Annotated in this window: 22 protein-coding genes; 15 read left to right on the top strand and 7 right to left on the bottom strand. The window is 49.2% G+C overall.

Annotation, left to right across the window (positions count from 1 at the left end; genetic code table 11):
* Window positions 1-109: 109 nt before the first annotated feature.
* The 3 genes from ABIE48_RS17170 to paiA all read left to right on the top strand — a co-directional run bounded on the left by ABIE48_RS17170 (window position 110) and on the right by paiA (window position 1832).
* A complete protein-coding gene (locus tag ABIE48_RS17170; protein ID WP_192713802.1) occupies window positions 110-688 on the top strand; it encodes a TetR/AcrR family transcriptional regulator in 579 nt (192 codons plus the stop codon).
* 145 nt (window positions 689-833) lie between these two features.
* Entirely contained in the window at window positions 834-1286 is a 453-nt protein-coding gene (locus tag ABIE48_RS17165; protein ID WP_192713803.1) for a MarR family winged helix-turn-helix transcriptional regulator, read from the top strand.
* A gap of 27 nt (window positions 1287-1313) precedes the next feature.
* A complete protein-coding gene (gene paiA, locus ABIE48_RS17160) occupies window positions 1314-1832 on the top strand; it encodes a spermidine/spermine N(1)-acetyltransferase (RefSeq protein ID WP_192713804.1) in 519 nt (172 codons plus the stop codon).
* Between the two features lie 28 nt (window positions 1833-1860).
* Here the strand turns inward: paiA and ABIE48_RS17155 are convergent, their stop codons facing one another.
* A complete protein-coding gene (locus tag ABIE48_RS17155) occupies window positions 1861-3441 on the bottom strand; it encodes an MFS transporter (RefSeq protein ID WP_192713805.1) in 1581 nt (526 codons plus the stop codon).
* Between the two features lie 451 nt (window positions 3442-3892).
* On the opposite strand from ABIE48_RS17155, the gene ABIE48_RS17150 reads away from it, so the two are divergent.
* Complete coding sequence (locus ABIE48_RS17150; RefSeq protein ID WP_354519351.1) at window positions 3893-4879, top strand: hypothetical protein; 987 nt, start codon at window positions 3893-3895, stop codon at window positions 4877-4879.
* Between the two features lie 89 nt (window positions 4880-4968).
* On the opposite strand, the gene ABIE48_RS17145 is transcribed toward ABIE48_RS17150, so the two are convergent.
* The gene (locus tag ABIE48_RS17145; protein ID WP_192713806.1) at window positions 4969-6144 is read right to left on the bottom strand and encodes a serine hydrolase domain-containing protein; all 1176 of its coding nucleotides are present in this window, start codon (window positions 6142-6144) and stop codon (window positions 4969-4971) included.
* A 209-nt stretch (window positions 6145-6353) separates the two neighbouring features.
* Here ABIE48_RS17145 and ABIE48_RS17140 point away from each other — a divergent pair, with 209 nt between their 5' ends.
* Both ABIE48_RS17140 and ABIE48_RS17135 read left to right on the top strand, forming a co-directional pair.
* Entirely contained in the window at window positions 6354-6494 is a 141-nt protein-coding gene (locus tag ABIE48_RS17140; RefSeq protein ID WP_163875666.1) for a hypothetical protein, read from the top strand.
* Window positions 6495-6722: 228 nt separating this feature from the next.
* Entirely contained in the window at window positions 6723-8120 is a 1398-nt protein-coding gene (locus ABIE48_RS17135) for an FAD-binding oxidoreductase (RefSeq protein ID WP_192713807.1), read from the top strand.
* Between the two features lie 86 nt (window positions 8121-8206).
* On the opposite strand, the gene dgoD is transcribed toward ABIE48_RS17135, so the two are convergent.
* Complete coding sequence (gene dgoD, locus ABIE48_RS17130; RefSeq protein ID WP_192713808.1) at window positions 8207-9355, bottom strand: galactonate dehydratase; 1149 nt, start codon at window positions 9353-9355, stop codon at window positions 8207-8209.
* A gap of 232 nt (window positions 9356-9587) precedes the next feature.
* The gene (locus ABIE48_RS17125; RefSeq protein ID WP_192713809.1) at window positions 9588-10487 is read right to left on the bottom strand and encodes a helix-turn-helix transcriptional regulator; all 900 of its coding nucleotides are present in this window, start codon (window positions 10485-10487) and stop codon (window positions 9588-9590) included.
* A 167-nt stretch (window positions 10488-10654) separates the two neighbouring features.
* Between ABIE48_RS17125 and ABIE48_RS17120 the strand changes: the two genes are divergently transcribed.
* Window positions 10655-13252 (top strand): glycoside hydrolase family 38 N-terminal domain-containing protein, encoded by a 2598-nt coding sequence (locus ABIE48_RS17120; RefSeq protein ID WP_192713810.1) that lies wholly within the window; start codon window positions 10655-10657, stop codon window positions 13250-13252.
* Window positions 13253-13449: 197 nt separating this feature from the next.
* Here the strand turns inward: ABIE48_RS17120 and nspC are convergent, their stop codons facing one another.
* Window positions 13450-14577 (bottom strand): carboxynorspermidine decarboxylase, encoded by a 1128-nt coding sequence (gene nspC, locus ABIE48_RS17115; protein WP_145022857.1) that lies wholly within the window; start codon window positions 14575-14577, stop codon window positions 13450-13452.
* Window position 14578: 1 nt separating this feature from the next.
* The gene (locus ABIE48_RS17110; RefSeq protein ID WP_116230109.1) at window positions 14579-15817 is read right to left on the bottom strand and encodes a saccharopine dehydrogenase family protein; all 1239 of its coding nucleotides are present in this window, start codon (window positions 15815-15817) and stop codon (window positions 14579-14581) included.
* Window positions 15818-16475: 658 nt separating this feature from the next.
* Between ABIE48_RS17110 and ABIE48_RS17105 the strand changes: the two genes are divergently transcribed.
* The 3 genes from ABIE48_RS17105 (at window position 16476) to ABIE48_RS17095 (ending at window position 19475) form a co-directional block, all read left to right on the top strand.
* Complete coding sequence (locus ABIE48_RS17105) at window positions 16476-17315, top strand: helix-turn-helix transcriptional regulator (RefSeq protein ID WP_192713811.1); 840 nt, start codon at window positions 16476-16478, stop codon at window positions 17313-17315.
* 121 nt (window positions 17316-17436) lie between these two features.
* A complete protein-coding gene (locus ABIE48_RS17100) occupies window positions 17437-18258 on the top strand; it encodes a sugar phosphate isomerase/epimerase family protein (protein ID WP_192713812.1) in 822 nt (273 codons plus the stop codon).
* Window positions 18259-18293: 35 nt separating this feature from the next.
* Entirely contained in the window at window positions 18294-19475 is a 1182-nt protein-coding gene (locus ABIE48_RS17095) for a Gfo/Idh/MocA family protein (RefSeq protein ID WP_192713813.1), read from the top strand.
* 149 nt (window positions 19476-19624) lie between these two features.
* Here ABIE48_RS17095 and ABIE48_RS17090 read toward each other — a convergent pair whose 3' ends face one another.
* Window positions 19625-20752 carry an ROK family transcriptional regulator gene (locus tag ABIE48_RS17090; RefSeq protein ID WP_192713814.1) on the bottom strand — a complete coding sequence of 376 codons (1128 nt, stop codon included), beginning with the start codon at window positions 20750-20752 and terminating at the stop codon, window positions 19625-19627.
* A gap of 389 nt (window positions 20753-21141) precedes the next feature.
* Between ABIE48_RS17090 and ABIE48_RS17085 the strand changes: the two genes are divergently transcribed.
* From ABIE48_RS17085 to ABIE48_RS17065, 5 genes are all read left to right on the top strand, one after another.
* Window positions 21142-22074 carry an ABC transporter permease gene (locus ABIE48_RS17085; protein ID WP_354519346.1) on the top strand — a complete coding sequence of 311 codons (933 nt, stop codon included), beginning with the start codon at window positions 21142-21144 and terminating at the stop codon, window positions 22072-22074.
* A gap of 16 nt (window positions 22075-22090) precedes the next feature.
* Complete coding sequence (locus tag ABIE48_RS17080; protein WP_192713815.1) at window positions 22091-22972, top strand: carbohydrate ABC transporter permease; 882 nt, start codon at window positions 22091-22093, stop codon at window positions 22970-22972.
* Window positions 22973-23065: 93 nt separating this feature from the next.
* The gene (locus tag ABIE48_RS17075; protein ID WP_192713816.1) at window positions 23066-23857 is read left to right on the top strand and encodes a sugar phosphate isomerase/epimerase family protein; all 792 of its coding nucleotides are present in this window, start codon (window positions 23066-23068) and stop codon (window positions 23855-23857) included.
* Window positions 23858-23879: 22 nt separating this feature from the next.
* Window positions 23880-25010, top strand: a complete 1131-nt coding sequence (locus tag ABIE48_RS17070) for a Gfo/Idh/MocA family protein (protein WP_192713817.1) — start codon at window positions 23880-23882, stop codon at window positions 25008-25010.
* Window positions 25010-26227 (top strand): MFS transporter, encoded by a 1218-nt coding sequence (locus ABIE48_RS17065; protein ID WP_192713818.1) that lies wholly within the window; start codon window positions 25010-25012, stop codon window positions 26225-26227. Before ABIE48_RS17070 ends, ABIE48_RS17065 begins: the two co-directional genes overlap by 1 nt.
* Window positions 26228-26271 lie beyond the last annotated feature (44 nt).

Genomic DNA, 26271 nt, shown 5'->3' with positions numbered 1-26271 from the left:
GTTGGGTAAGATGATAGTATGGCAAGCTTCTGATTTCAATCGGCAGATGAAGCGGAACGTTGCATAGACAACACATCTTGAAATTTGATGTTTTAACAGGAGGCTGGATATGGTAAATCAGCAGGATCCGAGGGTATTGCGCACACGCCAGTTAATCAGGGAAGCGTTCAGGGAGCTGCTCCGAAAGAAAGATTTTGATTCCATAACCATTAACGATATCGCACAAAGAGCAACGATTAACCGCGCCACCTTCTATGCGCATTATGAAGATAAATACGCTTTGCTGGAAGAAATCACTGAGCAGGCTTTTCGCGATAGAATTCCTGATCAAGTGCTGAATGCACGCGACTTTACGGATGAAATCTGTGACGGGCTGATCATGATGACTTACCACTACATTATGGATTTTTATCAGATATGCAGAATGGATGCCAAACCGATTGCATCGCTCGTGGATGAGAAAATCAAGCAGCTGCTGCAGCAATCCATTGAGAACATTTTACGGAGAGGGAATCTTCACCTTATGGAAGACAGACAAACGAAAATCATCTCGGCGATGACTGCCTCTGCGATTTATGGCGCTGCGCATTCTTGGTTAACGGTGGGAGAGAATGACCGAACCGATATACTTGTGGGCATTGTTCGTCCCTATGTCATGAATGGCCTGGATCTGCCGAAAGCGCCTTAAGGTTACGCTCTAAACAATCTGATGTTGTATTTACTAATAACGACTTAAATCATTCTCACTTTTCATTTTGTTGCAAATGCAATAAAAATAATATAATATTGATCAAGAGCGATTGATCAGTTGAAAAGGATGAGGAGCTGCCCATATGAAAGAAATTCTGCGTGAAATCGGAATGATTGCCAGGGCGTTGGATTCAATTAGCAACATCGAATTTAAGGAATATGACCTGACGAAAGGGCAGTATTTGTATCTTGTCCGGATTTGCGAGAGCCCGGGGATCATTCAAGAAAAGTTAGCCGAAATGATTAAGGTAGACCGGACTACTGCAGCCCGTGCCATACAAAAGCTTGAAACGAATGGCTTTATTGAGAAAAAGGCGGACGAGCATAACCGAAAGATCAAAAAACTTTTTCCGACCGAAAAAGGGCTATCGGTGTATCCTTTTATCCAAAGAGAACATGATCATTCGAATCGGGTCGCGTTAGTGGGATTTTCGGAAGAAGAAACAGATACCATTTTTCAACTTCTGCAAAGGGTTAGAAAGAATATCGAAGTGGATTGGGAATACGTCAAAAAAGGGAACAAGAGGGGTTATTGATTTTAGATAAAGGAGCTTTCGACAAACATGACAGTAAGCATAACCAAGTGCAGCCGTGAAGATTTGCCGCGGCTCCGGGAAATCAGCATCGAAACATTTACGGACACATTTAAAGACCAGAATTCACCGGAGAATTTGAAAGCCTATTTGGAAAAGGCATTTAACGCCGAACAGTTGGAAAAAGAATTGGCCCATAGCTCTTCGGAGTTCTATTTCGTCTATTTCCATGATGAACTTGCTGGATTATTAAAGGTCAATATGAATGATGCCCAAACCGAACCAATGGGCAATGAGTCGCTCGAAATTGAGCGGATTTATATTCGAAGCCAGTTTCAAAGAAAAGGGCTGGGCCAATATTTAATCAACCAAGCGATGGAAATTGCCAAAATTCACAACAAAAAGAGGTTGTGGCTCGGAGTTTGGGAAAAGAACGAGAAAGCCATCCGCTTTTACGAAAAATTAGGTTTTGTTCAAACCGGTGCGCACTCTTTTTATATGGGGGATGAAGAACAAACGGATTTTATTATGCAAATAGCCTTGGCCTAATGCCAAGGCTATTCTAGATCATTATTCATTATTGCAGGGAATGCTCTGTTTCGGGAATACGTTCGGCTTGGACAGGTTGGTTCTCTCCAATCGGCCGTAAGTGACGGAACTGGATCGCGACCAAAACGATGATACCAAGCATAATGACTCCACTAACCGCTGCAATAGCGTGAAACCCGCCCATAAAAGCTTTGCTTGCCCCCTCGACGAGCGAAGTACCGGCTTCCCCCGTGAGATTTTTTGCTGTCTCGATCGCCCCGGTCAAACTGTCGCGTGAGAGTTGTACAGAGGATTCCGAGAGGTTGGCAGGGATCGAACTCGTCACCTGGCTGCGATATACGACGGTGCCGATGCTGCCCAAAACGGCAATGCCCAGCGCAAACGCAAATTCTCCGCTTGTTTGCAGCATGGCTGCGGCCGATCCTGCCTTTGCCGGCGAGACCGAGCCGATCACCAGATCGCTGGACAGGCTGGGTAATGGAGCAGCACCCAAGTTGAACAGCACATACCCGATGACAAGATAGGTGAGGCCGGAATCACTGCCCACCTGAGTGAGGAACAGACATCCTGTCGCGGAGATCAAAAGGCCTCCTCCGATCAGGCGAGCCGGGCGCACCAGGCGTGCGGCAAGCGGTGAGAGTAACATCCCGGCCATGGAGGCGATGGCTCCGGGGAGCATAAATAACCCTGCTTCAAGCGGAGACAGCCCCTTTACGAATTGCAGATACTGCCCGATATAGAGCATCGTTGCTCCCGTAAATGTGATGCCGAACATGCCTCCCAGCGCGGAGCTGAATCCCCGGTTCGCAAATAGACGCAGATCCAGCAATGGACTGGTCAACCTTTTCTGCCTCGCAATAAAAAATGCGCCAAAGACTAAGCCAGCGAATAGAAACAGTAATGGTGCAATTTGCAGGCCGTATTTGGCTATTTGTTTAAGTCCATAGATGACCGGCAAAATGGCAAGCAACGACAACAAAACACTTGTTACATCAAGAGGGCCGGTTTGGGGATGACGATATTCCGGCAGCAGAACGGGTCCGGTAAGGACCAAAATCAACATGATGGGCAAGGAAAGCAGGAATACCGAACCCCACCAAAAGTGGTTTAACAGCATACCGCCGAGGACCGGACCAAGCGCCATGCCGCCCATGGAGCACATCATCCATATGCCAATGGCGAGAGAGCGCTGCTTGGGATTGCGGAACATGCTGCTGATTAAAGCTAAAGTCGAAGGCGCGACCGTTGCCCCGGCGATCCCCAGCAGCGCACGTGCTGCAATCAGAGTCCATGCATTTGGAGCAAACGCAGCTAATATGGAAGCTGCCGCAAAAGAGATTCCGCCAATCATCAGCAGCTTCCTGCGGCCGATCCGGTCTCCCAGCGAGCCCATTGTGATTAGAAATCCGGAGAGCATAAATCCATAGATGTCGATGATCCATAATTGCTGAGCGCTATCTGCGCCCAGGTCGGCGCTGATATGCGGCAGCGCGAGAATCATCACGGAGAGATCAATCGAGACCAGAAGGGCGGGCAGAGCCAGTACGGCAAGTCCGATCCATTCCTTTAGGCCGGCTTTTAGCTCATTGCTGTACGATGTGCTGCTCATTTTGATCCCACTCCTCGCCTTGCATACTTAAAAAACGCTGTGCTGTGTTGAAGTTGCCGTTTCGTCATCATCATCGATCTCCCTTTTTAATTTTTTGCCGGCAATTGAATCTTAGGACATGACGCTGCGTAAGGTTCAAGGGGAAATTTTACATCTGAGTACCAGCTATGAGACGGATCCGATGATGACAACACGTTCTGAGGTAACGCAACAAGTATTTTACTTGAATCACAACAACCAGGGGGACAAAAGGATTAGGCCCAGAACTACCCTGATTTAGGACTATAATGACTTGAATGAGCATGGATTCAGGTTAAACTACAATAGAACGAACCATTCCTTGCAGGAATTCCAATAAACAGCTGCTCTGTAATGTGGAGGTTGGCAAAGGTAGGAAACTGATTTCATTCATACAGACAACATAACATCAATTTTATGGAGGTGTCCGTGTATGAAGTGGAGGTTTACGGAAAGGATGGCTGTCATGGCCCAGACTTGGAGGAGCAGCAAACGATTGACCATATTTATCGCTATTCTTCTCTGCGCATCCATGCTGATGCCCGTTGCAGCCAGTGCAGCATATTACAACACGTACTCCACCGTCGCTACGCTGGGCAATGCCAATGATTGCTACGCCGCTCAGGGATTTGCCGTGGGATCTACCTACGTCTATTCTGTAAAAGTCAATGGCGATAACAATAAGGCGGTCATTTATCGCACCAAAATGAGTGACGGTACCACAACGCTCATGACCAACGGGGATAACGGATCTACTTACGCTACCTATCTCGGTCATGCCAACGATGTCGTTCTCAGCTCCAACGGCGGCAATTATTATATGTTCGTCGTCACCATGAACGCTGGCAGTATGAGTCTCGTGAAACTGAAATATGTAGGAACGACTTACTACAAAGTAGGCAATTACACTATTAAATACGATGGTACAGACAAGGCGATGTCGGGTGTGAAAATTACGAGCAAAGACGCGAGCAACATAAACTTTTTATTCAAATCCGGACGAACCTTGTACAGAGGTTCGCTGCCGCTAACCGCAACCAGTGGAACGATCAATGTAACGAATAGCTTCTCTCTGAATATTGAAGATGCAAAGGTCAACGGCAGCACGATATCGAATATAACTTCGTATGCTTTCCAAGGCTTCGGTTATTATAACAACACGATATATGTTCCGATGACATATAAAAACGTCAGCATTGTGCTCGTTTATCGTAATATTTCTACGGCTTCGGGTACCATCCAAGCGGATCCCAATCTATCGTTCCGCGTGACGTCTTCGGCATTTCCTGATCTGTTTGAAATTGAGGGCGTCGGAGTAGCAAACGGAGATAAGTTATGGTTCAGCACCAACCGAAGAACCGAACCCGGCGATACGGCGCATGACGGCGTGCACTATTTTAACGATTTCAGCGCTTCCTGATGGGGAGCTGTCCACCTATAGACCATTCTTCGTAAAAAAATAGAACCGCACATGGAGCTCTGCTCCCGTGCGGTTCTTTCGTTTGGCTCTTACAAGGTGCTGAACACGATATTACGCAGCTTGCGCGTAATTGGCATCGTGCCGCCATCTTTTTTCTGGATCATAAACAAGATCGTCAGTCCGTCCCGTGGGCTGTTGCTGAAGTAAGCCCCCAGCCAGCCGTCCCAGCCGTATTCGCCCGGGCTGCCGATAAATCCGGCTTTTCCGGGGTCGGTCATGATGCGCATCTGGTTGCCATAGCTGTGGCCGCGCATCGTGTGCCACGTGTCGAAGCCTTTTTGCTGCCACTCGGTTAATGCCGCCGACGTCATATATTGAACCGTTCTTGGCTTTAACAGTTGAACACTGTTGAAGCTGCCTTGATTCATCAGCATCGTCGTGAACTTGGCAGCATCGTCAATCGTGGATGCCAAGCCGGCCCCGCCGGACTCGTATGCCGGATCACGGTCCAGCTGATGGGCGATGCCAAGGTGGCTGTGCGAGTACAGCTTTAAGCCGCCTTCGCCATCATCCTGATATGTTTTCACAAGACGGTCTCTTTTTTCTTCAGGCAGCCAGAATCCGGTATCCTTCATGCCCAGCGGTTCGAATATTTCCTTTTTCAAAAATTGTCCGTACCGCATACCGCTCACCGCTTCTACAACCGCACCAAGCACATCGGCGGACGTTCCGTACTGCCAGTACGAGCCCGGCTCGAACGAAAGCGGGATCTGGCCCAGGCGGTTCGCGAACTCCAGTGTGCTCATCGGGTTATCCCCGTTCAACCGGCTGCCCAGCTCCTGGAATAATGCATCCGTTTGCTGTCCGCCTTGGTTGGTTCCGCCGTATACCAATCCTGATGTCATATTCAATAAATCGTGAATGTTGACTTCCCGGCCGGCCGGAACCAGTTCGCCGTTTTTCTCAACCTGCTGGTTTTTGAAACCCGGAATGTAATGGCTTACAGGATCGAACAAATCGATAGCCCCACGCTCCAGCAGCATCATGATGGAGGTGGAAGTCACCGGCTTCGTCATCGAATATAACCGGAAAATCGAATCCCTTGTTATCGGGCGCCCCGACTCAAGGTCAGCTAATCCGTCTTCATGGTAAAAAACTTCGTTCCCGTCCTTAAGCACCATGAAGTTCGCGCCGGCGATCTCCTTGTTATCAATACTTGCTTTCAGCGTATTTTTCAATAAGTTGGTGATGTTTGGTTCCAGCATGCCTCTGATGACTCCTTCTCGAATAAGTTCACTGCAACGATTGCGGATTTGAAGCAACTCGCTATTGAAAATATTAAGCGCTTTTGGAGCGGTTGTATAGTGCCGGGTTCAAAGCAATCTGCAAAAAGGACCCGATTTTAAGGTTCGGATGAAGTCCCAGGGTATGAAAACAAGGTCAGGCGCTCATGTTATGGATGGAGGTGAGCGTCATGACTGGAAGAAACAACAAGCCGAAAAACGACGGCCCTGCATCTTCGCCAGAACGGCTGGATCAATTCGGAGAGAAGCTGGCTGAAACCGGGGGAAATCAACCGATGAACCCAGGCAAGAAGAGTGGAAAGAACTGCTGAGTGAAGTAGTACCGCAAAAAACGGCTTCCGTAAAGCGGAGCCGTTTTTTCTTTCCTGCATGTCGACTCACTAAATACACGACATCAGAGATTACATGATTTTCGAGAGAAGCTAAGGTTACTATACAAACGCCTATAAGGCAGGTGCCGTTGCCAGGTCAATTGCCCCGACATAGGAATAAGCAGATGAGTACAGCTTAATCCATGATCGAGGATGGTGGACATAATAATGACTGAAAAGCGGAATACAGCCGGTACCCCATTGACCGGAAGAATCGTGGTGCCTGGCAATCCGTCTTATAATACAGCCAGAATGGAATACAATCGGCGCTTTTCCAAGTTCCCACGGATCATCGTGTTTTGCCAACGAACGCAGGATGTAATCAACGCAGTGAAATGGGCTCGTGAGCGAGGCGTACGGTTTAGAGTCCGCAGCGGGAGGCACAGCTATGAAGGATTTTCGTCTGTTAATGGCGGGTTAATTATCGATGTGAGCGAAATGAATAGCGTGAAGGTGGATCGCAAAAACATGGTAGCCCGAATACAAACAGGCAATCCGCTTGCCCGGGTATACAGAAAACTGTGGAACAAGCACGTAACCCTGCCGGGTGGAACGGCGCCAGATGTGGGCATTGCCGGGCTTACCCTGGGAGGGGGAATCGGGCTGCTCTCGCGAAAGTATGGACTTACCTGCGATAACCTAAAACAGGTGAAGATGGTTGTGGCTTCAGGACGGCGAGGGGCGAAGCCGATCATCGCCAACGAGAAGAAACATTCCGATCTGCTCTGGGCATCACGAGGGGGTGGGGGAGGGAACTTTGGGATTGCCACCGAATATACGTTTCGGGTAAGGCCCATCCAGAACGTCTCCATCTACAGCATCACCTGGAAATGGCGCGATCTGGAGAAGGTATTTCCGGCTTGGCAGCGCTGGGCTCCTGCGGTTACGAACCGCTTAACTTCAACCATCGAGGTCGCTGCGAAACAGGTGGGGACCATCGTGTCTACCGGACAGCTGCTGGGAAGCGCGGAAGAACTGCGGCGATTAATCCAACCTTTGCTGCAAGCAGGAACTGCGGTAAAGGTGATGGTAAGGACAGTACCTTTTATCGAAGCAACCCAATTTTTTGCCCAAGGGGATCTCAACCTGGAGCCGAAGTTTAAAATTACCGGAGCATTCGGGTTTAAGCCGCTGCCTCGTGAAGGCGTGCGAGTGATTCGTGATTTTCTGTCCAATGCGCCTAATCAGCATGCTACTGTGTGGTGTCAAAGCTTAGGCGGGGCAGGAAGTGCGGTAAGCCGGATATCTCCAACTGCGACGGCCTATCCACATCGGAAGGCAGAGACGGTCTATGAGCTGTCGGCAAGATGGAGGAACGACGGCGAGCAGCAGCGGAATATCCAGTGGGTGACAAGATTCCGTAAAGTATTACGTCCCTTTGTCAAAGGGGATTACGTAAACTTCCCCGATTTGCAAATCAAAAACTGGCCCAAGGCGTATTATGGAGTGAATTTTAACAGACTGAAGCGGGTCAAGCGGAAATATGACCCCCATAATGTATTCCGTTTTGCCCAAAGTATCCCGGTGGGGAAGAAGTCCCGCGGTCAAACTGAACATACTCGCTAATTTTGAAACAAATAAAGATCGCTCCCCATCGTGAGAGGAACGATCTTTTGATTTGTTGATCCGGATGAGATGCGCAAGGAGCGGTTCTACCACTCGGCTACGCTTCCGTCCTTGTGGCGCCACAGCGGATTTTGCCATTGATGGCCTATTTTCGCCATTTCGCGCACCTTTTCTTCGTTGATCTCGATCCCTAAGCCTGGACCGTCCGGTATTTTAACGTAACCGTTTTCATAATGGAAAACAGCGGGATCTATCAAATAATCAAGCAGATCATTTCCTTGATTGTAGTGGATGCCTAAGCTCTGCTCCTGGATGAAGGCATTGTGGGCGGTGGCATCGACCTGTAAGCAGGCTGCCAGTGCAATCGGACCTAACGGACAATGCGGGGCAGCCGCGATATCGTAGGCTTCCGCCATGCTGATGATTTTCTTGCATTCCGTGATCCCGCCGGCATGGGATAAATCAGGCTGAATGATATCCACGTAACCGCCGGACAGCAGATGCTTAAAATCCCATCTTGAGAACATCCGCTCTCCCGTCGCAATCGGAGTGGAGGTTAGCGAAGCGATCTCTTTTAATGCCTCGTTATGTTCAGGTAACACAGGTTCCTCTAAAAACATGGGTCGAAACACTTCGAGCTCTTTAGCCAGTACTTTTGCCATGGGCTTATGTACGCGGCCGTGAAAATCGATTCCGATTCCGATGTGGTTCCCGACAGCGGTACGAATCGCCGCTACGTTTTCCAACACTTTCTCAACCTTGTCATAGGAATCGATGTACTGCAATTCTTCGGTTGCATTCATTTTAACGGCTTGAAAACCTTTTTTCACACACTCCAGCGCCATTTGTGCCGTTTCACTTGGGCGATCCCCGCCGATCCAGGAATACACTTTCATCGAGTCCCGGCAAGCACCGCCGATCAACTGATAGACAGGTGCATGATAGAACTTTCCTTTAATATCCCACAGAGCCTGGTCTATGCCGGCAATCGCACTCATCAGGATCGGGCCGCCGCGGTAGAATCCAGCACGGTACATCACATTCCAATGATCCTCAATGCGCAAAGGGTCCTTACCGATTAAATAAGTCATCAGCTCCTCGACCGCCGTTTTTACCGTTGCGGCTTTCCCTTCAATAACAGGCTCTCCCCAACCCGCAATGCCCTCATCCGTTTCGACTTTTAAAAATAACCAGCGTGGTGGTACAAGGAATAATTCGTAACCCGTAATTTTCATTCGTAACCCACCTTATTCATATTTGTAATGAGCCGCAGAAAAGATTTGCTTTACGTTATCAGATCATCTCACCTCGCATCATGTTCTTTCCTGTTAGAGTCGAAATCTGCAAATTACGCTGCGATGAACTTGGCTGTATACCAAGAGTATACTAAAAAGTCCGCAAAAAGCGGTCTTTTTTTAATTAGCAATTCGAACAAGAGGGAGCGCGCTGGTAGACTCACGCCCCTGACTATGGTGCAAAAACTTCTACCTGCTTAAAGCCCTCGTTGATATAAGCTGTGCGGTACTCTTTTGGCGGAATTCCCGTTAACTGCTTGAACAGCTTAGAGAAATAATGAACCGATGAGAAGCCGTATTTCTCGGAAATTTCCGTGATGCTCAAATTGGAGAACCGCAGATCATCCTTGGCACGGTTAATCCGAAAATGGTTCATATATTGCGTGGGTGATAAGCCGGTGGCCTGATGAAATTTTTCGAAAAAATAGCCGCGGCTGATGTGAAGCTCCCGAAAATACACTTCCAGCGGCTTCACGCTGCCGGTCATCAAATCCTGATCTAGCCGTTCTAAAAGATGAAGCATTCGCGGATCGGGGATATTGTTCTCCTGAAGAGCGAAGGTGAGGAAGTACTCCATGAACTGCTGAAAATTGGATTGAATCTTCAGGCCACGATAATAGGTTCGCTCGTTTATGTATTCATTGTTATTAAAAAAAGTCTCAAATCCATCCATCCAGATTCGCAGCTTGCTTACCGTCATCAATTCGGGAATTGGCACAGGAAACGCAGGCCCAATGAGCGAAGGCTGCAGTTGAGAAAGGTCGAAACAGATCATGTTGGGCGTCGAGAAGGCTTCTCTGCGATCGATTAACGTCCAATCAAAATAGCAGCAATAGTGAACCATTGGCTCTTCCCAATCTGCATACCAGTCATGAAGCAAGCCCGGCGGCATATATACAAGAGAACCGGGAATGACCGGGTGGTCTTCTCCCCGAAAGCGAATGATGCCCTTACCCTCGCTGATCAGATAGAGCGATGAAGCGTAGCAAGTACGCGACAGGCTGTTCTGGCCTCTGGAAAATGGATATAGACAGGCATGGTAGACGTAAGGATGAAGATTGGCAAAATCCATTACAGACCATCTCCTTTTCTCCGAAAATAGGCATGACGATTGTATAAAAGATATACGTTTCTGTAAATACGCAGCCCACAGAACTTGATACAATTTTTAAGAGATTTATCATTTAACCATGAAAATGAAGGATGACGAATGCATAAAGTCTTAGGAGCGTGACAGGAATGGCGAAAATCAAAGAAATATTGTGTTTGCACCATAGTCACCTGGATATCGGCTACACGCATCCCCAGCCGTTACTGCTGGAGCTGCAGAAAGACTATATTGATGAAGCAATCCGGCTATGTCTTCAATCGGAGCATGAGCCAGAGGATTCAAAATTCCGCTGGACCTGCGAGGCCACCTATCCGGTGATGCAATGGCTGGAGACAGCCACTTCTGAGCAAATTTCCGATTTCCGCAGATTGCTGCACAATGGACAGATCAGTATTGCTGCACTTCCGATGCATACGACGCCGCTTGTACATACGGATCAGCTTGCACGAATGCTCCAGCCGGTTCGCGTTCTGCGGGAGCGATTTGGCGTTTCCATCAAAACGGCGATAAATCATGATGTCAACGGGCAGCCATGGCCGTTCAGCCAGGTTTTGCTCGATGCAGGAATCGAGTTTTATATCACAGGGATTAACGTCCATTTCGGGGGCATACCGCTGCCTCGACCTGCCGCGTTTAACTGGACAACCCCAGACAACCGGCAGCTGCTGACGTTCCTGGGCGAGCATTATTCTCTGTTCAGCCAGTTTTTCCACACGAGTCAGGACGATACCCAGCTGATGGCGCAAGGGATTAGGGGATATATCGATCGTCTGGAAGGGGAGGGTTATCCATATGACTTCGTATACTTAACGGCAACCAATCCGCCGCTGTATGACAATAACTGCCCGGATCCGAACCTGCTGTCGCTGATCCGCCGATACAATGCAGAAGGACATGACCAGAAGGTGATTTTCGCGACCCCGGAGATGCTTCTGGAGCGGGTTCGACAGGTGCCGAAAGGACAAATCCAGACTTATTCGGGCGATTGGACGGACTACTGGAATTTCGGTGCGGGAAGTTCCGCAAAGGAAACCAAGATCGTCCGCCAAACCAAGCAAAGCATGAAGAAGGCTGATTTTCTTGAAGCGATCCAAGGAGCGCCAAACCTGCAGTATACGAAAGCGAAAAACGAGGCATTGGAGCAGGCGCTGCTGTATGATGAACACACGTGGGGTTCTTGGGGCTCGGTCAACCTTCCTGACCATCCGCTTTCGATTTCGATGCAGCTGCACAAGAGGGGGACGGCGTACAAATCGGCAGACCTGTCTGCCTACGTGTATGCCAAACAAATGGAGGCGGTTGCAGGGAACCCCTTACAATCCCATGAGCCTGGCGGCGTCATGCTGGTCAATACATCCAGTGAAACGCAGCATGCGGAGGTCAAGGTGCCTGAATACTACCTCGGCAGCGGTCGTCATTTAGCCGCTTCGCGCGTGATGGACTTCTTGCCGTACACGCAGGAGGTTCAAAGCTATAAATCGTATGGAACGGTAGAGATGGCACCATTTTCGTGGAAAAAGATCCCGTTTGCCCAGTTAGAAGCCCGGCTGGCCGCCTCGTCCAACCGCATTTCGGTCACGGAAGGGATGATCGAAACGCCATTTTACCGGATGACATACAACCCTGTCAGCGGAAGAATTGTGCAGTTATTCGATAAGATACATCAGTGGCCTATGCTGGACGAGAAGAGCCCATGGACGTTATTTGAGTTTGTTCAGGAGACGATCGACGGGCTCCACAACCATGAGCATCGAAGCACCTTGTTCCCGCGGGATGTCGATAAAGGGAATCGCAGCATATCCGTCTGGAATCATGAATGGAAAGCAAAGCGTGCCGGTGCCGACCGGCTGCAAGCTTATTCGGTCGAACAAACCAGTGACTCGGTAACGTATGTCATGCAGCTTGAAGCGCCGGGGGTTTCCCGGCTGGAACAGCGGATTACTTTTTCAGCCATCCATCCCCGAATCTGTCTTTCCGCGTCCATGAATAAATCGGATATAAGGAGGCCCGAATCGATTTATTTCGCCTTTCCGCTGCGGATGGATCAAGGCTGGCGCGCCCATTATGATACAGCCGGTTTGTTAGTCGAGCTAGACAGGGAGCAGCTTGGCACGACTTGCCGGGACTGGGTGACGGTTGACCAAACGGTATCCATCTATGATCAGCAGAAGGGGATCACCTTAGCTTGTCCCGATGCGCCGCTCGTTCAAATCGGCGATTTTCAATTCGGCAAGGAGAGTAAGCAGATCGACCGCCAGGAAAATCCGCTGCTGGTTGCATGGGCCATGAACAATTATTGGGATACCAACTTCTGGGCCAGTCAACCTGGAGAGATCGTTTTGAAATATGAGCTAAGTCCGTTCGGGCAATTTGATCCCGTTGAGGCATATCGTGCGGGCATAGCTGCAGCGGATCCTATAGCCATGAATGCGGCGGTAATGTGTGATCGGGAGGAAGAAGGGCAATGGTTTAGCCAGTCAAGCGGTACAGTCGTCCTGCTATACGTGAAACCGGCTGTGGATGGGAATGGGTTTATTCTGACCCTGCGAAATGCAGGAACCGAGCAGTCCGAGTACATCTTTAGCGTAATGGATAGAGAAGTGGAGGCTGCCTGCTTGGTCAATCCGCTGGAGGAAGTGATTCGCCAGATCCCTAGCAGCGGTAAAGACGTACAATTGATCATGCAGCCAGGGGAATTAGCCTATTTGAAGGTTATCCTTAAGTAAGTCTATACAAGGCTTTATCTAAAAAAAGAAAACGTAAAACCAAAAAGCCTTAACCCTTGTGACAGGGTTAAGGCTTTGCTTAAGAGATCAGAAAGTATAAGTTTCGGAGCTTCTGCTTCCTGATCTCGCAAGAAAAACTTCCTCTAGACGCGGTCTGTCTTCTTTGAAGGTACGTCGATAGACGTTTTTCTTATTCATCAAGCAAGTCTCGTCTTGAAATCCTGATAGCCGAACTCGCGCACGACGCGGCAGCTGCCGTCTTTCTCCTGCACGGCGATGGCCGGCAGCGGCATGCCGTTGAAGGTATTCGTTTTGACCATGGAGTAGATCGCCATGTCTTCGAATACCAATCGGTCGCCGCTCTGAAGCGGCTGATCGAAGGAGTAGTCTCCGATGACGTCGCCAGTAAGGCAGGTCGGACCGCCGAGCCGATAGGTGTACGGCTTCTCGCCGGCTTCGCCTGAACCGATGAGCGGCGGACGGTAAGGCATTTCCAGCACATCCGGCATATGGCAGGTGGCCGAGGTGTCCACGATGGCGATCTCGATGCCGTTACGATGGATATCCAGCACGGAGGTGACCATATAGCCCGCATTCAGCGCGATGGCTTCTCCGGGTTCGAGGTAGACTTCCAAGCCGTATTTGGATTGCATTCGAGTAATACAAGCCTCGAGTCTCGGAATATCGTAGTCGTCTCTCGTGATATGGTGGCCGCCGCCGAAATTGATCCATTCCATTTGCGGCAGCCATTGTCCGAACTTATCTTCGACGGCATTCAGTGTGGTTTCCAAATCGTCGGAGTTCTGTTGGCACAGGGTATGGAAGTGCAGCCCCGTAACGCCGTCCAGCAGTTCCGGCTGGAAATCCTCCCGCTTCACGCCGAATCTTGACCCCGGCGAACAGGGATCGTAGATTTCATGTCCCACTTGCGTCGAACATTCCGGATTGATGCGAAGGCCAATCTTTCTGCCGGCTGCAAGAGCTTTATCCTTATACTTTTCCAGCTGGGAGAAGGAGTTGAAAATAATATGGTCACAAATGGAAACAATTTCGTCGATCTCATCTTCACGGTAAGCGGGGGCAAAGACATGATTCTCTTTGCCCATTTCCTCATGGCCCAGCCGTGCCTCGAATAATCCGCTCGCAGTCGTACCGCTTAAGTATTTTCCGATAAGCGGGTACATCTCGGTCATGGAAAAAGCCTTTTGCGCAAGCACGATCTTGGCTCCCGTACGCTGCATGACACCGTTCAAAATGTTCAGGTTTTTCTCAATGAGTTCTTCACTGACTACAAAACAGGGTGTAGGTAACTCCTCGAACCGCATCTTAACGAACAAGCTCCGGCTCTCTTGCTTCTTCAGGCAAGGCGTCAACCAACACCGGGTTAAAGTCTTCTACCCAAGGAAGGCCCCATTTGTTCAGCTCTTCCATGAATGGATCCGGATCGAACTCTTCGACGTTGTATACGCCCGGTTTGTTCCATTTGCCGGTGAGGACCATCGCAGCGCCGATCATGGCAGGAACGCCAGTTGTATAAGAGATCGCTTGGGAGCCTACTTCTTTGTAGCACTCTTGGTGGTCGCAAACATTGTAGACATAGTAAGTTTTATCTTGGCCGTCTTTTTTCCCTTTGAAGATACAGCCGATGTTGGTTTTGCCCACCGTACGAGGTCCGAGGGAAGCCGGGTCCGGAAGCACGGCCTTCAGGAATTGCAGCGGAATGATTTGCTTTCCTTCGAATTCGATCGGTTCGATGGAGGTCATTCCTACGTTTTCAAGCGCCTTGAGGTGCATCAGGTAGCTTTGGCCGAACGTCATGAAGAAGCGGATGCGCTTCAGTCCAGGGATGTTTTGCGCAAGGGATTCCAGCTCTTCATGGTACAGCAGGTACATGTCCTTTTGGCCGACTTCAGCGAAGTTATACTCGCGTTTGATTTCCATCGGTTTCGTTTCGATCCATTCCCCGTTTTCCCAGTAGCGGCCGTTAGCGGACACTTCACGGATGTTGATCTCCGGGTTGAAGTTGGTGGCGAAAGGATAACCGTGATCTCCGCCGTTGCAATCCAGAATGTCGATGTATTCAATTTCGTCGAAATAATGCTTCAGCGCGTAAGCCGAGAATACGCCGGTAACGCCTGGGTCGAATCCGCTGCCGAGCAGAGCTGTAATTCCTGCTTTTTCGAAGCGCTCGCGGTATTCCCACTGCCATTTATATTCAAATTTCGCTGTATCTTCCGGCTCATAGTTAGCCGTATCCATGTAGTGTGTTTTGGTTGCCAGGCAAGCATCCATGATCGTCAAATCTTGGTAAGGAAGGGCCAGGTTCATAACGATATCCGGCTTCACTTCGTTAATCAGAGCGATCAGCTCATCCACGTTGTTGGCATCGACCTGTGCGGTCGTAATTTTGGTTTTTCCACCGTCAAGTTTTGCTTTCAGTTCATCGCATTTGGACTTGGTACGGCTGGCAATGCAGATTTCTTCGAAGACATCGCTGTTTTGAACGCATTTATGAACTGCTACAGATGCTACGCCACCGGCGCCGATGATTAGTGCTTTTCCCATTTTTTAATCAATCTCCTCATCCAATTCAATTTTTTCTGTAAAAACGGCAACAAAAAAGCAAGCGAAACACGCACCATGCGCATCACACTTGCTTGATATAGTCAAATAATAAGAAATTCCAATAAGCATGACCGGACAAACCCCTAGTGTGCTTATCAGTCAGCCATAAAACGCTAACGTTTCATGGAAGGGCTCTTAATATTCAAATATACTTTGTTAGGATCAGAGTCTATATAGCAAATAATTACTTTTACCACTCTTATTGACCGTTTCACAAGTTGTGTGCGTCAGCACTGGTTATAAAGTTACCAACTTATAAAATTTGAGCTTTTAACTCAATCAATAAGGCAACGAAAGTTGCCAGTCGGCATTTGACCCGGCTGTCCGTATGGCCTTAACTTCCCGAGAGGAAGTGGTCAAAGTTTATCTGCTTGGAAAGATCCTAATATATCCGAATATTTCGCTTTCCAAAATTTACGCTTCTCCATAATAGCAGGATAGGCAATATTGAGCAAGAGGAAATTTAAAACAAATGCAATCAGAACCATTTTTATTCGTAAGAAGTGTTATTATTGTGATGCCTATGCAAATATTATAAGGTGCACAGTTGAGACATCCTGTGGCATCAAATTACGTTCCCTGGATCGGAGGCAGCGATGTGGAACCTGCTTATCTGCTGAAATATGAATATTTAAAACGCGTCCCGGTAACGGCAGGGAATTTTCAATCCCACGATCACTATGAAATCTTTTATTTCCATGAGGGCAAAGGGCAGTATTTGATCGGCGACAAAATTCATGTTCTCAAACCAGGTACACTCATCGTGATGCATGGTTTGACTCTGCATATGCCTAAGAGCTTTGAAGGACATCCCTATGTGCGGACGCTTCTGAATTTTGATCCCGGTTACTTTCGCGCTGCATCCGAGCATGTATTCTCGGTCAATCCCCTGCAGCCTTTCGAAAGACTTCGTAACTACAAAGTTCAGCTCAGCATGGAGGAGCAGGACGAATTCGAAGAAATGCTGCGTAAATTGAACTGCTTATATTCCGCACCGGATGCCGTCTCCCATGAGCGGTTTCGGGTCTTGTGTCTGGACGCGCTTTTTTTCATTTGCCAAGTACTGATGAAGCCGGTGAAAGAAGAAGCTGGTTTCCCGTCCGAAAAAGAGCAGCACGTTCAGAACGCGTTGTCTTATATCGAAAAACATTATATGACCGATATTCGTCTCGACCAATTGCAAGAGAACCTGCATATCAACAAGTATTATTTGGTGCGCATTTTTCAAGAAGTGACGGGGATGACGATATTTCATTACATTTACAGAAGACGGATCAATCAGGCCAAAATCCTGTTTCTGCTCGACCCGGAGAAATCGGTGACGGATATTTGTTATGAAACGGGCTTTAAAAATCATTCCCATTTCAGCAAGGTATTCAAGCAATGGGAGGGTAAAACCCCGACGCAGTACAGACGCTTGGTAAAAAGTCAATTTTAGAACATTTAAGATACCAACCTGGTCAACCGGAAAGTACCCTCAGCTTCTCGCCGCCTGCTACACTAATCCATATCGACAGTTAAGCCTAGTCGCTGCGAATTTAAGGAGAGGTGATGCGAGAGTGCTGGTACTAACTGGATTTGCCGATGAAATTTCCGATCGTTTGGAGGAACAGCTCGACGTGCTCGTGTCCGAAGGCATTTCTTATTTGGAGCTCCGGAGCGTGTATGGTAAAAATGTACTGGAATTGACCGATGAAGAATTGGTCCGATTGAAATCCGCATTAAGCAAAACAAGTGTTCGCGTGTCCTCCATTGGCTCGCCAATCGGTAAATACCCGATTCAAGACCCCTTTGCCCCCGAACTTGAGAAATTGAAGCGCGCATCAGATATCGCGAAACAATTGGATGCCCGCTATATCCGCGTATTTTCTTATTACATCCCCGACAATGAAGAGCCGGAGAACTACCGCGGCGAAGTGCTCTCCCGTATGAAGATGCTGACCAGAATAGCTGAAGAGGAACATATTACGCTGCTGATGGAAAATGATAGCGGCGTTTACGGAGATACCGATGAGCGCTGCTTGAGCATTCTGCAGCATTGTGACTCTCCTTGCCTGAGACTTGCCTTTGATCCCGGCAATTTTGTCATGAACCGGGTGATGCCGATGAGTGAGGCGTACCCGCAGCTGTCAACTTACCTTGAATATGTACATATCAAGGATGCGGACCAACAGTCGCGCATGTTTGTCCCGGCAGGCGAAGGAGACGGCGAGTTTTCAGCGTTTGTAAAAGCACTGAAGGAGAGAAGCTTTTCCGGATTTTTATCCATCGAGCCTCATCTGCACCGTGCATTCCCGGAACAAGAAGGACCCGAGCGATTTAAAATAGCGGCACAAGCCTTAAAAAGGCTGCTGTTAAATGAAGGCTTGGCTTGGTCGTAATCGTATCGAATACTCAAAGGAGAGGGGATATAAGCATGAGCGTGCAGAAAGTGAAGCTCGGATTGGTCGGTTTAGGAAACATCGGAAGAACTCATATCCATAATATAAAGTCGATGGAGCAAATTGAGCTTGTAGGCGTGTGTGATACGGTTCAAGAGCGGGCGGACAGGTTTGCTGCCGAATGCAGCACAAAGGCCTATTACAGCCATTTGGAGCTGTTCGAGCAATCCGGGCTCGAGGCTGTCATTATAGCGGTGCCGCATTACAGCCACCCAGCCATTGCTAGTGATGCGTTCGAACGTGGAATCCATGTGCTCTGCGAGAAGCCATTGGCCGTTCATGTCAATGACGCCAAGCTCACCATCGATGCTTACACAGAGGCCAAGAAGAAGTTTCCCGATCTGGTGTTCGGCATGATGTTCCAGGAACGGACGCTTCCCTATTATAAAAAAATCAAGGAAGTGGTTGGCAGCGGTGAATTAGGGCAACTGACGAGAGCCACTTGGATCAATACCGCTTGGTTCCGATCACAATCTTATTATGACAGCGGTGATTGGCGGGCGACCTGGGCGGGGGAGGGAGGCGGCATCCTGACCAATCAATGCCCGCACAATCTCGATTTCTATCAATGGGTCTTCGGGATCCCGGCAAGAATTAGCGGACATGCCCATATCGGCAAGTACCACCATATTGAAGTGGAAGACGAAGTCACCGCTTATTTCGAGCATGATAACGGCATGATCGGGCATTTTATCGTGACGACTGCGGAGTCACCGGGGGTGAACCGTCTGGAGATCGTTGGGGAGAACGGAAGACTTCTGTACGAAAACAATAAGCTTCGGATCTACCGCAATCATATTTCCATGCTGAAGCATCTGCGCGAAACGCAGGACGGGTTCGGGAACGTGGAGTATGAAGAAGAGGATATCGAAGTTGATACAAACGTGGAAGCAGGGCATAAGGTGGTCACAGAAAAGTTCATTCGAAAAATAAGCACAGGGAAAGGCGAGCTGATTGCAGAAGGAACGGAGGGGATCCGGTCGGTCACCATCGCCAACGGAATCATGCTCTCATCGTTCACCAAGCAAATGGTAGCCGTTCCATTTGACGCGGACCAATACGAGGAGCTGCTTCGAGAGCTGATTTCGACTTCCAAGTTTAAAAAGTCCGTGTCCAAAGAGTTGGATACGGATATGACGCAGTCATTTTCCAAATAAGCGAACCTTTTGCAGGTCGAGACTAGTGCGCGTTAAAAACAGCAGCAGTCGGCGCAGCGGTTTGATGGTACTTCCTCGACAACGATATGTTCATGTCCGGCAGCGCTGGGCATGAACATATATTGCTGTAAAGGACCACCAGCATAAAGTTATTGTACCGTCTTCTTTTTGAAAATTTCATGCAGTCCAAGCATCGCCGCCCCCAAGGCAGACCCGTACTCTTTCCAGTGGAATACGACGATCGGCGTGTCTCCATAGGGGGAGTGGTCGGCTTCGTGAATCGCATGTACGAGACGGTTGAAAAACGCCGCATTGTCAGTAATCCAGCCGCCCAGAATCATTTTTTGCGGGTTGAGCATTTCCAGCATTTTTCCGCAATAATCGGCAATATCACGGATAATGAGCTCTCCTTGGTCACTGAAGGGCTGGACGCCGGCGAGAACCAGGTCCATAAAGGCATGAACCGTTGCTTCCGGCGACATGGATCCGAACTCTTCCGGATGGTTCGTGCGAAGTCTTTCCGCAAGGATGGGCGTGCAATACGGAGAGAGATGAGTGGTTCGTCCGGCCGCTCCGCTGGAGCCGTGATAAATCTCCCCGTTCAGGACAAGTCCAGCTCCTGTGCCCTGGCCGATCAGCAGAAAAATAATGGTATGCTCATTTTTGGCGGCTCCGCTGAATCGTTCGGCAAATCCGGCGGCGTCCAAATCATTAGCCAGCAGTACCGGAATCGAGAGTTCTTGCTCCAGCACTTGACGCATAGGGAACTGTTCCAGCTGCAAATATTTAGAAGAGATGACGATGCTTTGCGTCTCATCGAGTCTCCCAGGCAGGGAAATGCCGATGCGTCTGATGAGCTCATGGGGAATCCGCTGCTTATGGATGAATTGCTGCAGCTGTTTCACCAGCGAAGTTCGAATTTGGTCCTGGCCGCGCACCGATTCCAGGCTTTGGCTGGCTACCAGCTGACCGTTTAGGTCGAGCAGCACGCAATGCGCCGGAGAACTCGAAATATCCACGCCAATGACATATCCGCCGTCAGCGCGAATATTCAGCAGGGTCATTTTTCGACCGACACCTTTACCGGCCATACCGGTCTCGTGCACGAGCTGTTCGCGGATGAGCTCCTCGATCAGCACGGAAACGGTCGTCGGGCTCAGCTTGGTTTTTCGCGATAATTCGACACGGGATATCGGTCCATGCTCAAAAATCATATGCAGCAGTGTCGAAACGTTGATCTCCCGCAGCATCTGCTGGTTTCCTATTTTATTCGTCATCGCATTCTCCTACTTTCGGAAGTTATGATTGGCCGAGTCCCCGTCAGGACAGGAGTGCTGATTCCTGACGGCTAGGCTGAAAGAGGGCATAGGAACGGGAGTGTAGCCTATTCTTGTGTCAATGCGATTATAGAAAAATGCCCATTGTGCTGTCAACGAGTCCCAGTCCAGGCGGGCAGTGGAAGGGATAGCAAATAAAAAAAACACATTGACAGGGCCGTAAAGGCGTCCCTATAATGATCACAAACGTGCCTCAAGGAGGCGAATTTTTTTCGTTAATTAATTTGTCCGGTGGAAAAATTAATCGAAGAGGAGGAGGATGCCGAGTTCAATCTTTGAGAATCCCGGTAGGCGTGCAGCAGTCATTTATTCCGAGGAGGGGAATTACTATGACATCCTGGTTGGACCGCACAGTTCTCAAAAAGGCCAAAAAATACAAAATCCTGTACCTGATGATTCTCCCCGGTATTGTCTACTTGCTCATCAATAACTACATTCCCATGTTTGGCATCATCATCGCTTTTAAGGAAATCGACTTCTCCAAAGGGGTCTTCGGCGGGGACTGGATTGGTTTTCGAAACTTCGAGTATCTCTTCAAGACGTCTGAAGCCTACATCATCACCCGGAACACCATCCTCTACAACGTTGTATTCATCTTACTCAATCTTGTCTTCGCCGTTGCGCTGGCTATATTGCTGGCCGAAGTGAAACAGCGGTTTTTAAAGCGCTTTTACCAAAGTGCCATTTTGCTGCCCTATCTTATCTCAACGGTCATTGTCGGTTACCTGGTATTTTCGTTATTAAGCATGGAAACAGGCTTCATGAACAAATCGGTCCTTCCTTTTCTCGGACTGGATCCCGTCATGTGGTATACGGAACCGAAATATTGGCCGGTCATCCTCACTATCGTCAAGCTGTGGCACAGCGTCGGCTATTTGTGCATCATTTACTTTGCCGCCATCGTCGGCATCGACCATGAGTATTATGAAGCCGCCACATTGGATGGGGCAGGGAAGTTCAAACAAATTTTTCACATCACCCTGCCGTCCCTTACCCCCGTCATCACTATCATGACTTTAATGCAGATCGGGCGGATTTTCTATGCGGACTTCGGTCTGTTCTACCAAGTGACGCTTGATTCCGGGCCGCTGCTGCCAACAACCAATGTGCTGGATACATACGTATATCGGGCGCTGCTCAAGAGCGGAGACATCGGAATGGCTTCCGCCGCAGGCTTCTACCAATCCGTGATTGGCTTCGCGCTAATCCTCATTTCCAATTTTGTTGTGAAGAAGATAAACCCCGACAACTCATTGTTCTAATAAGGAGGCGAAGTCCTTGAGAAGAACACGGATTGAACAAGTCGTTATCCATTTTATTTTCTGGTTGATTGTCGCGTTTTGCCTGGTGCCGTTTCTGCTGCTGATCCTGGCCTCGTTCACCGACGAGGATGCGATCATACGGGAAGGCTACTCGTTTTTTCCCAGTGAATGGAGCCTGGATAGTTATGTATTCATTTTTCAAAAATCGGGGGAGATCCTGAATTCTTACGGCATTTCCGTCGTTGTGACCCTTTTAGGTACGCTAGCCAGTCTGATCCTGATGACTTTGCTCGCTTATCCGCTGTCGAAGAAGGATTTACCGCTGCGCAATTTCTTTTCATTTATCGTCTTCTTCACGATGCTCTTCAACGGAGGACTTGTTCCGACCTATTTAATCTACTCGAATGTTTTTCATATTACCAATACCTTGCTTGCGCTGATCGTGCCGGGTCTTCTGGTCAGTGCCTTCTATGTTATTTTGCTGCGGACGTTTTTTACCGTATCGGTTCCGGAAGCGGTACTCGAGTCGGCGAACATGGATGGAGCAGGGGAATTTCGCATATTCGTGCAAATGGCGCTGCCGCTGTCTCTTCCCGTGCTGGCAACGGTCGGACTATTTCAGGTAATTAATTATTGGAACGACTGGTTTAACGGACTCATTTACATTTCAGACTCCAGGCTGTACAGCATACAGGTGCTTCTGAATACCATTTTGCTGAACGTACAATATTTACTGGATAATGTAGACTATTCTTCAAGGGTGGACGGCAGTTCCATCCCGACTCAGGGCGTCCGCCTGGCTATTGCCGTGATCGGCGCGCTCCCGATTGTGTTAACGTATCCGTTCTTTCAGAGATTTTTCGTTAAAGGGCTGACCGTCGGGGCGGTTAAAGGATGATTTCCCTGCAGCATGTTAAGGAGGTGATGAAGAGCTGCCAGAGGTTGCAGGACGTGGTTACAAAAAAAGAAACCAAATCAGGGAGGCTAATCCATGAAAATCAGCATTGGCGGTTTTTCTTTTTTCAATATGATCCGGGAAGGGAAGATGGATACGTTCGGGTACCTGGAATCGTCCAAGTACAGATACCATCTCGATACCGTTGATTTATGGAACGGGACCTTTGAAGGGGTTAAGGACGACATTTTTTCACTGCCTGATGAAGCATATATTCAACGTCTGGCCGAAGCGATACGGGAAAAAGAAATGACGATTATCAACATCGCGGTGGATGGTGCGCATTTATGGGATGCAGATCCTGACAAGCGCAGCAGGCTTTATGAAAACGCTGTCGCCTACCTATCCATTGCTGAGAAGCTAGGCGCGCGAACCATTCGCATCGATGCGGGAGATAAAAGCTCAGCGCCCGGGACGGAAGAGCAGTTCGAATATGTTGTAAACAAGTTCGAAGCGTTGAGCCGGAGAGCGACTGACCTTGGACTTATCGTCGGACCTGAAAATCATATGGGAACCTCCAAAGATCCAAAATACTTAAAAAAAGTGGCCGAGGCGGTCAATCACCCGAGCTTTGGCATATTGCTCCATATGGGCCGCTGGGATTCGGATGAAGACATTGGCGACACATTGGTCGCGCCGTGGGTCTATCATACGCATTTTGACGGCAAGACGGTAGGATCACCAAAGGGCGAACAAATGGTGAAGGCACTGCTGGATGCCGGCTATGACGGATACTGGGGCATCGAGTACAACGCGCCGGACAATCAATACGCAGAGATGGAATGGGCGATCGCTTCCGTGAAGCGGATGTTGAGCCGTTTAAATTAAATAACCGAAGGGACTGATCGAAATGGGAAGAACCGTTCGCATTGGCATGATTGGGGCAGGTTTGATCGGCAAAGCTCACCTGAGAAATTACGCAAATATGGAGGATGTTCAGATCGTGTCCATCTGCGACATCAATGAACAGGAAGCCCTCAAGGTCGCGCATGAGTTCCATATTCCCCACGTCTATACCGATTTCAGAGAAATGCTGAAGCGCGATGACATTGAAGCCGTTGATGTCTGCCTGCACAACAATTTGCATGCCCCCGTGACGATTGCCGCTTTCGAGGCAGGCAAGGACGTATACTGTGAGAAACCGATCGCCGGGACTTACCGGGACGGGCTGACCATGCTTGAAGCGGCAGAAGATTACGGCAAGAAGCTGCATATTCAGCTTGGCACCTTGTATCGAAAAGAGACCAAGGCGGCAAAAGCGCTGATCGACGGGGGCATGCTCGGCAAGCTGTATCATGCCAGGGCTACCGGCCATCGCCGGAGAGGACGCCCTTATATTGACGGATATGGCACCCCGGCTTTTCTAAACAAACAAATCGCCGCCGGCGGGGCGCTGATCGACATGGGAGTTTATCATATCGCGCAAATGCTGTACCTGCTTGGCACACCGAAGGTGGAGCGGATTTCGGGTAAAGGCTACCGGGAGATGGATGTGGATGCCGGGCGTGCCGGGCAGGCGGTCTTTGACGTGGAAGAGCTGGGGCTGGGATTCATAAAATTTGAAGGCGGCGCGACGCTCGATATTATCGAAGCGTGGAGCATTCACCTGGGAAGCATCGAAGGCTGCTCTGTGGTTGGGGATAAAGGGGGCATTAAGCTGCCGGCCTATTCGGATCAGCAAATTATGGCCCCGTTCAGTTTTCATACGACGATTTGCGATATGGATGTCAACGGCAGCGTCAACCTGGATGAGATGGACGGCCGCTGGAATCATTTGAAGCCGAATTATGACGCATACCAGTCCTCGCAGCATCACTGGGTCGCCGCGCTGCAGGGAAGAGTGGAGCTGCTTCCCACGGCCCACATCGCCTCACAGACGATGCTGATCAGCGAAGGCATTTATTTATCCGACCGGCTTGGGCGGGAAGTAAGCAGCGACGATATCATCGAACAATCCCTGTCGAAAGCGATCCAGCTCTAATGCTGCCTTTAAGGAAGAGGGAGGTCCATCCGGCGGCCGGCCATTCCTCCAGATCGTTGTCGGCACTGAAACGTTTCAACTTTTTCCTGTATGGCACGATTGCGATTTTGACTTCATTCTTTCCTTTATATTTTCAAAACATCGGACTCAGTAAAGTGGAAATCGGCATGATTATGGCCGGTGGGCCCTTCATTTCCATCTTCGCCAATCCATTTTGGGGTTATTGGAGCGACCGGCTGCAGAATGTGAAACGTATTCTTATTTTTCTTCTGACCGGGAATTTGTTAGCGACGATCGTGGTGTTTCAGCTCCGTGAATATGCCGTCATTTTCGCCTTCATGCTGATCTTCTTTTTCTTCAACAGTCCCACGTTCTCGCAGAGCAACAGTCTGATTCTGAATGCCATCGAGAACACGAACTACAAGTTTGGCGCATTTCGCCTATGGGGTTCGCTGGGATGGGCGATCATTGCCGCGATGGCAGGACCGGTTCTCAGCTGGATGGGGCTGGTGAATCTTTGGATGTTGTACGGGATCATGATGCTGATCTCACTGGCATTTACCATCGGACTACCTCAGGGCAGAGTGACTTCCAAGCCGAAGACCGAGAGACAAAGCTATTGGAAAGTGATGCTGTCGAGCAAGCTATTCTTTGTATTCGTTATCCTTGGCATCCTCATTTCGGTTCCGAACTCGATCAACCAAACGTTCGTTACATTGTACATTTCCAACTTGGGAGGCTCCAACGAATTGATTGGCTGGTCGGTGTTCCTGTCGGCGATCTTTGAAATTCCAGTGTTTCTGCTGTTTGACCGATTCCTGAAAAAATCGGCAAGGATGATGCTGGGAGGGCTGGTCATCGTAAGTATCCTGTTCGTGATCCGCTGGTTATTGATGTCGGTTGCCGGCGGACCGCTCCAGGTCATCTTTATCCAAGTGCTGCATTGTATTACGTTCGGTGGCTACTACTATATCGGAACCAGTCTGACCGCACTATTAATACCAGCCGAGTACAGAGCGACCGGGCAGGCCATTTATGCCCTGACGTGGGGTGGAATTTCCGGCATCATCGCAGGTCTGTTCGGCGGTTGGATGTTCGATTATTTGGGTCCCCAAACGATGTATTCGATTTGCGCAATCATATCTGTAGCAGGGGTGGCAGGTTTTACGTTCATGTGGATGAAATACCGCAAGCAGTCCGAGTTGGCGGCATCATGAAGATCGGGATCGGACGAATGCCGCTGTGACGCGGCATTCGTCAC

The organism is Paenibacillus sp. OAE614 (assembly GCF_040546645.1).
In the GTDB taxonomy this organism is placed as follows: domain Bacteria; phylum Bacillota; class Bacilli; order Paenibacillales; family Paenibacillaceae; genus Paenibacillus_AQ; species Paenibacillus_AQ favisporus.
Note: the sequence above shows the minus strand (reverse complement) of the source record. Positions and strands in the feature narration are given on the sequence as shown.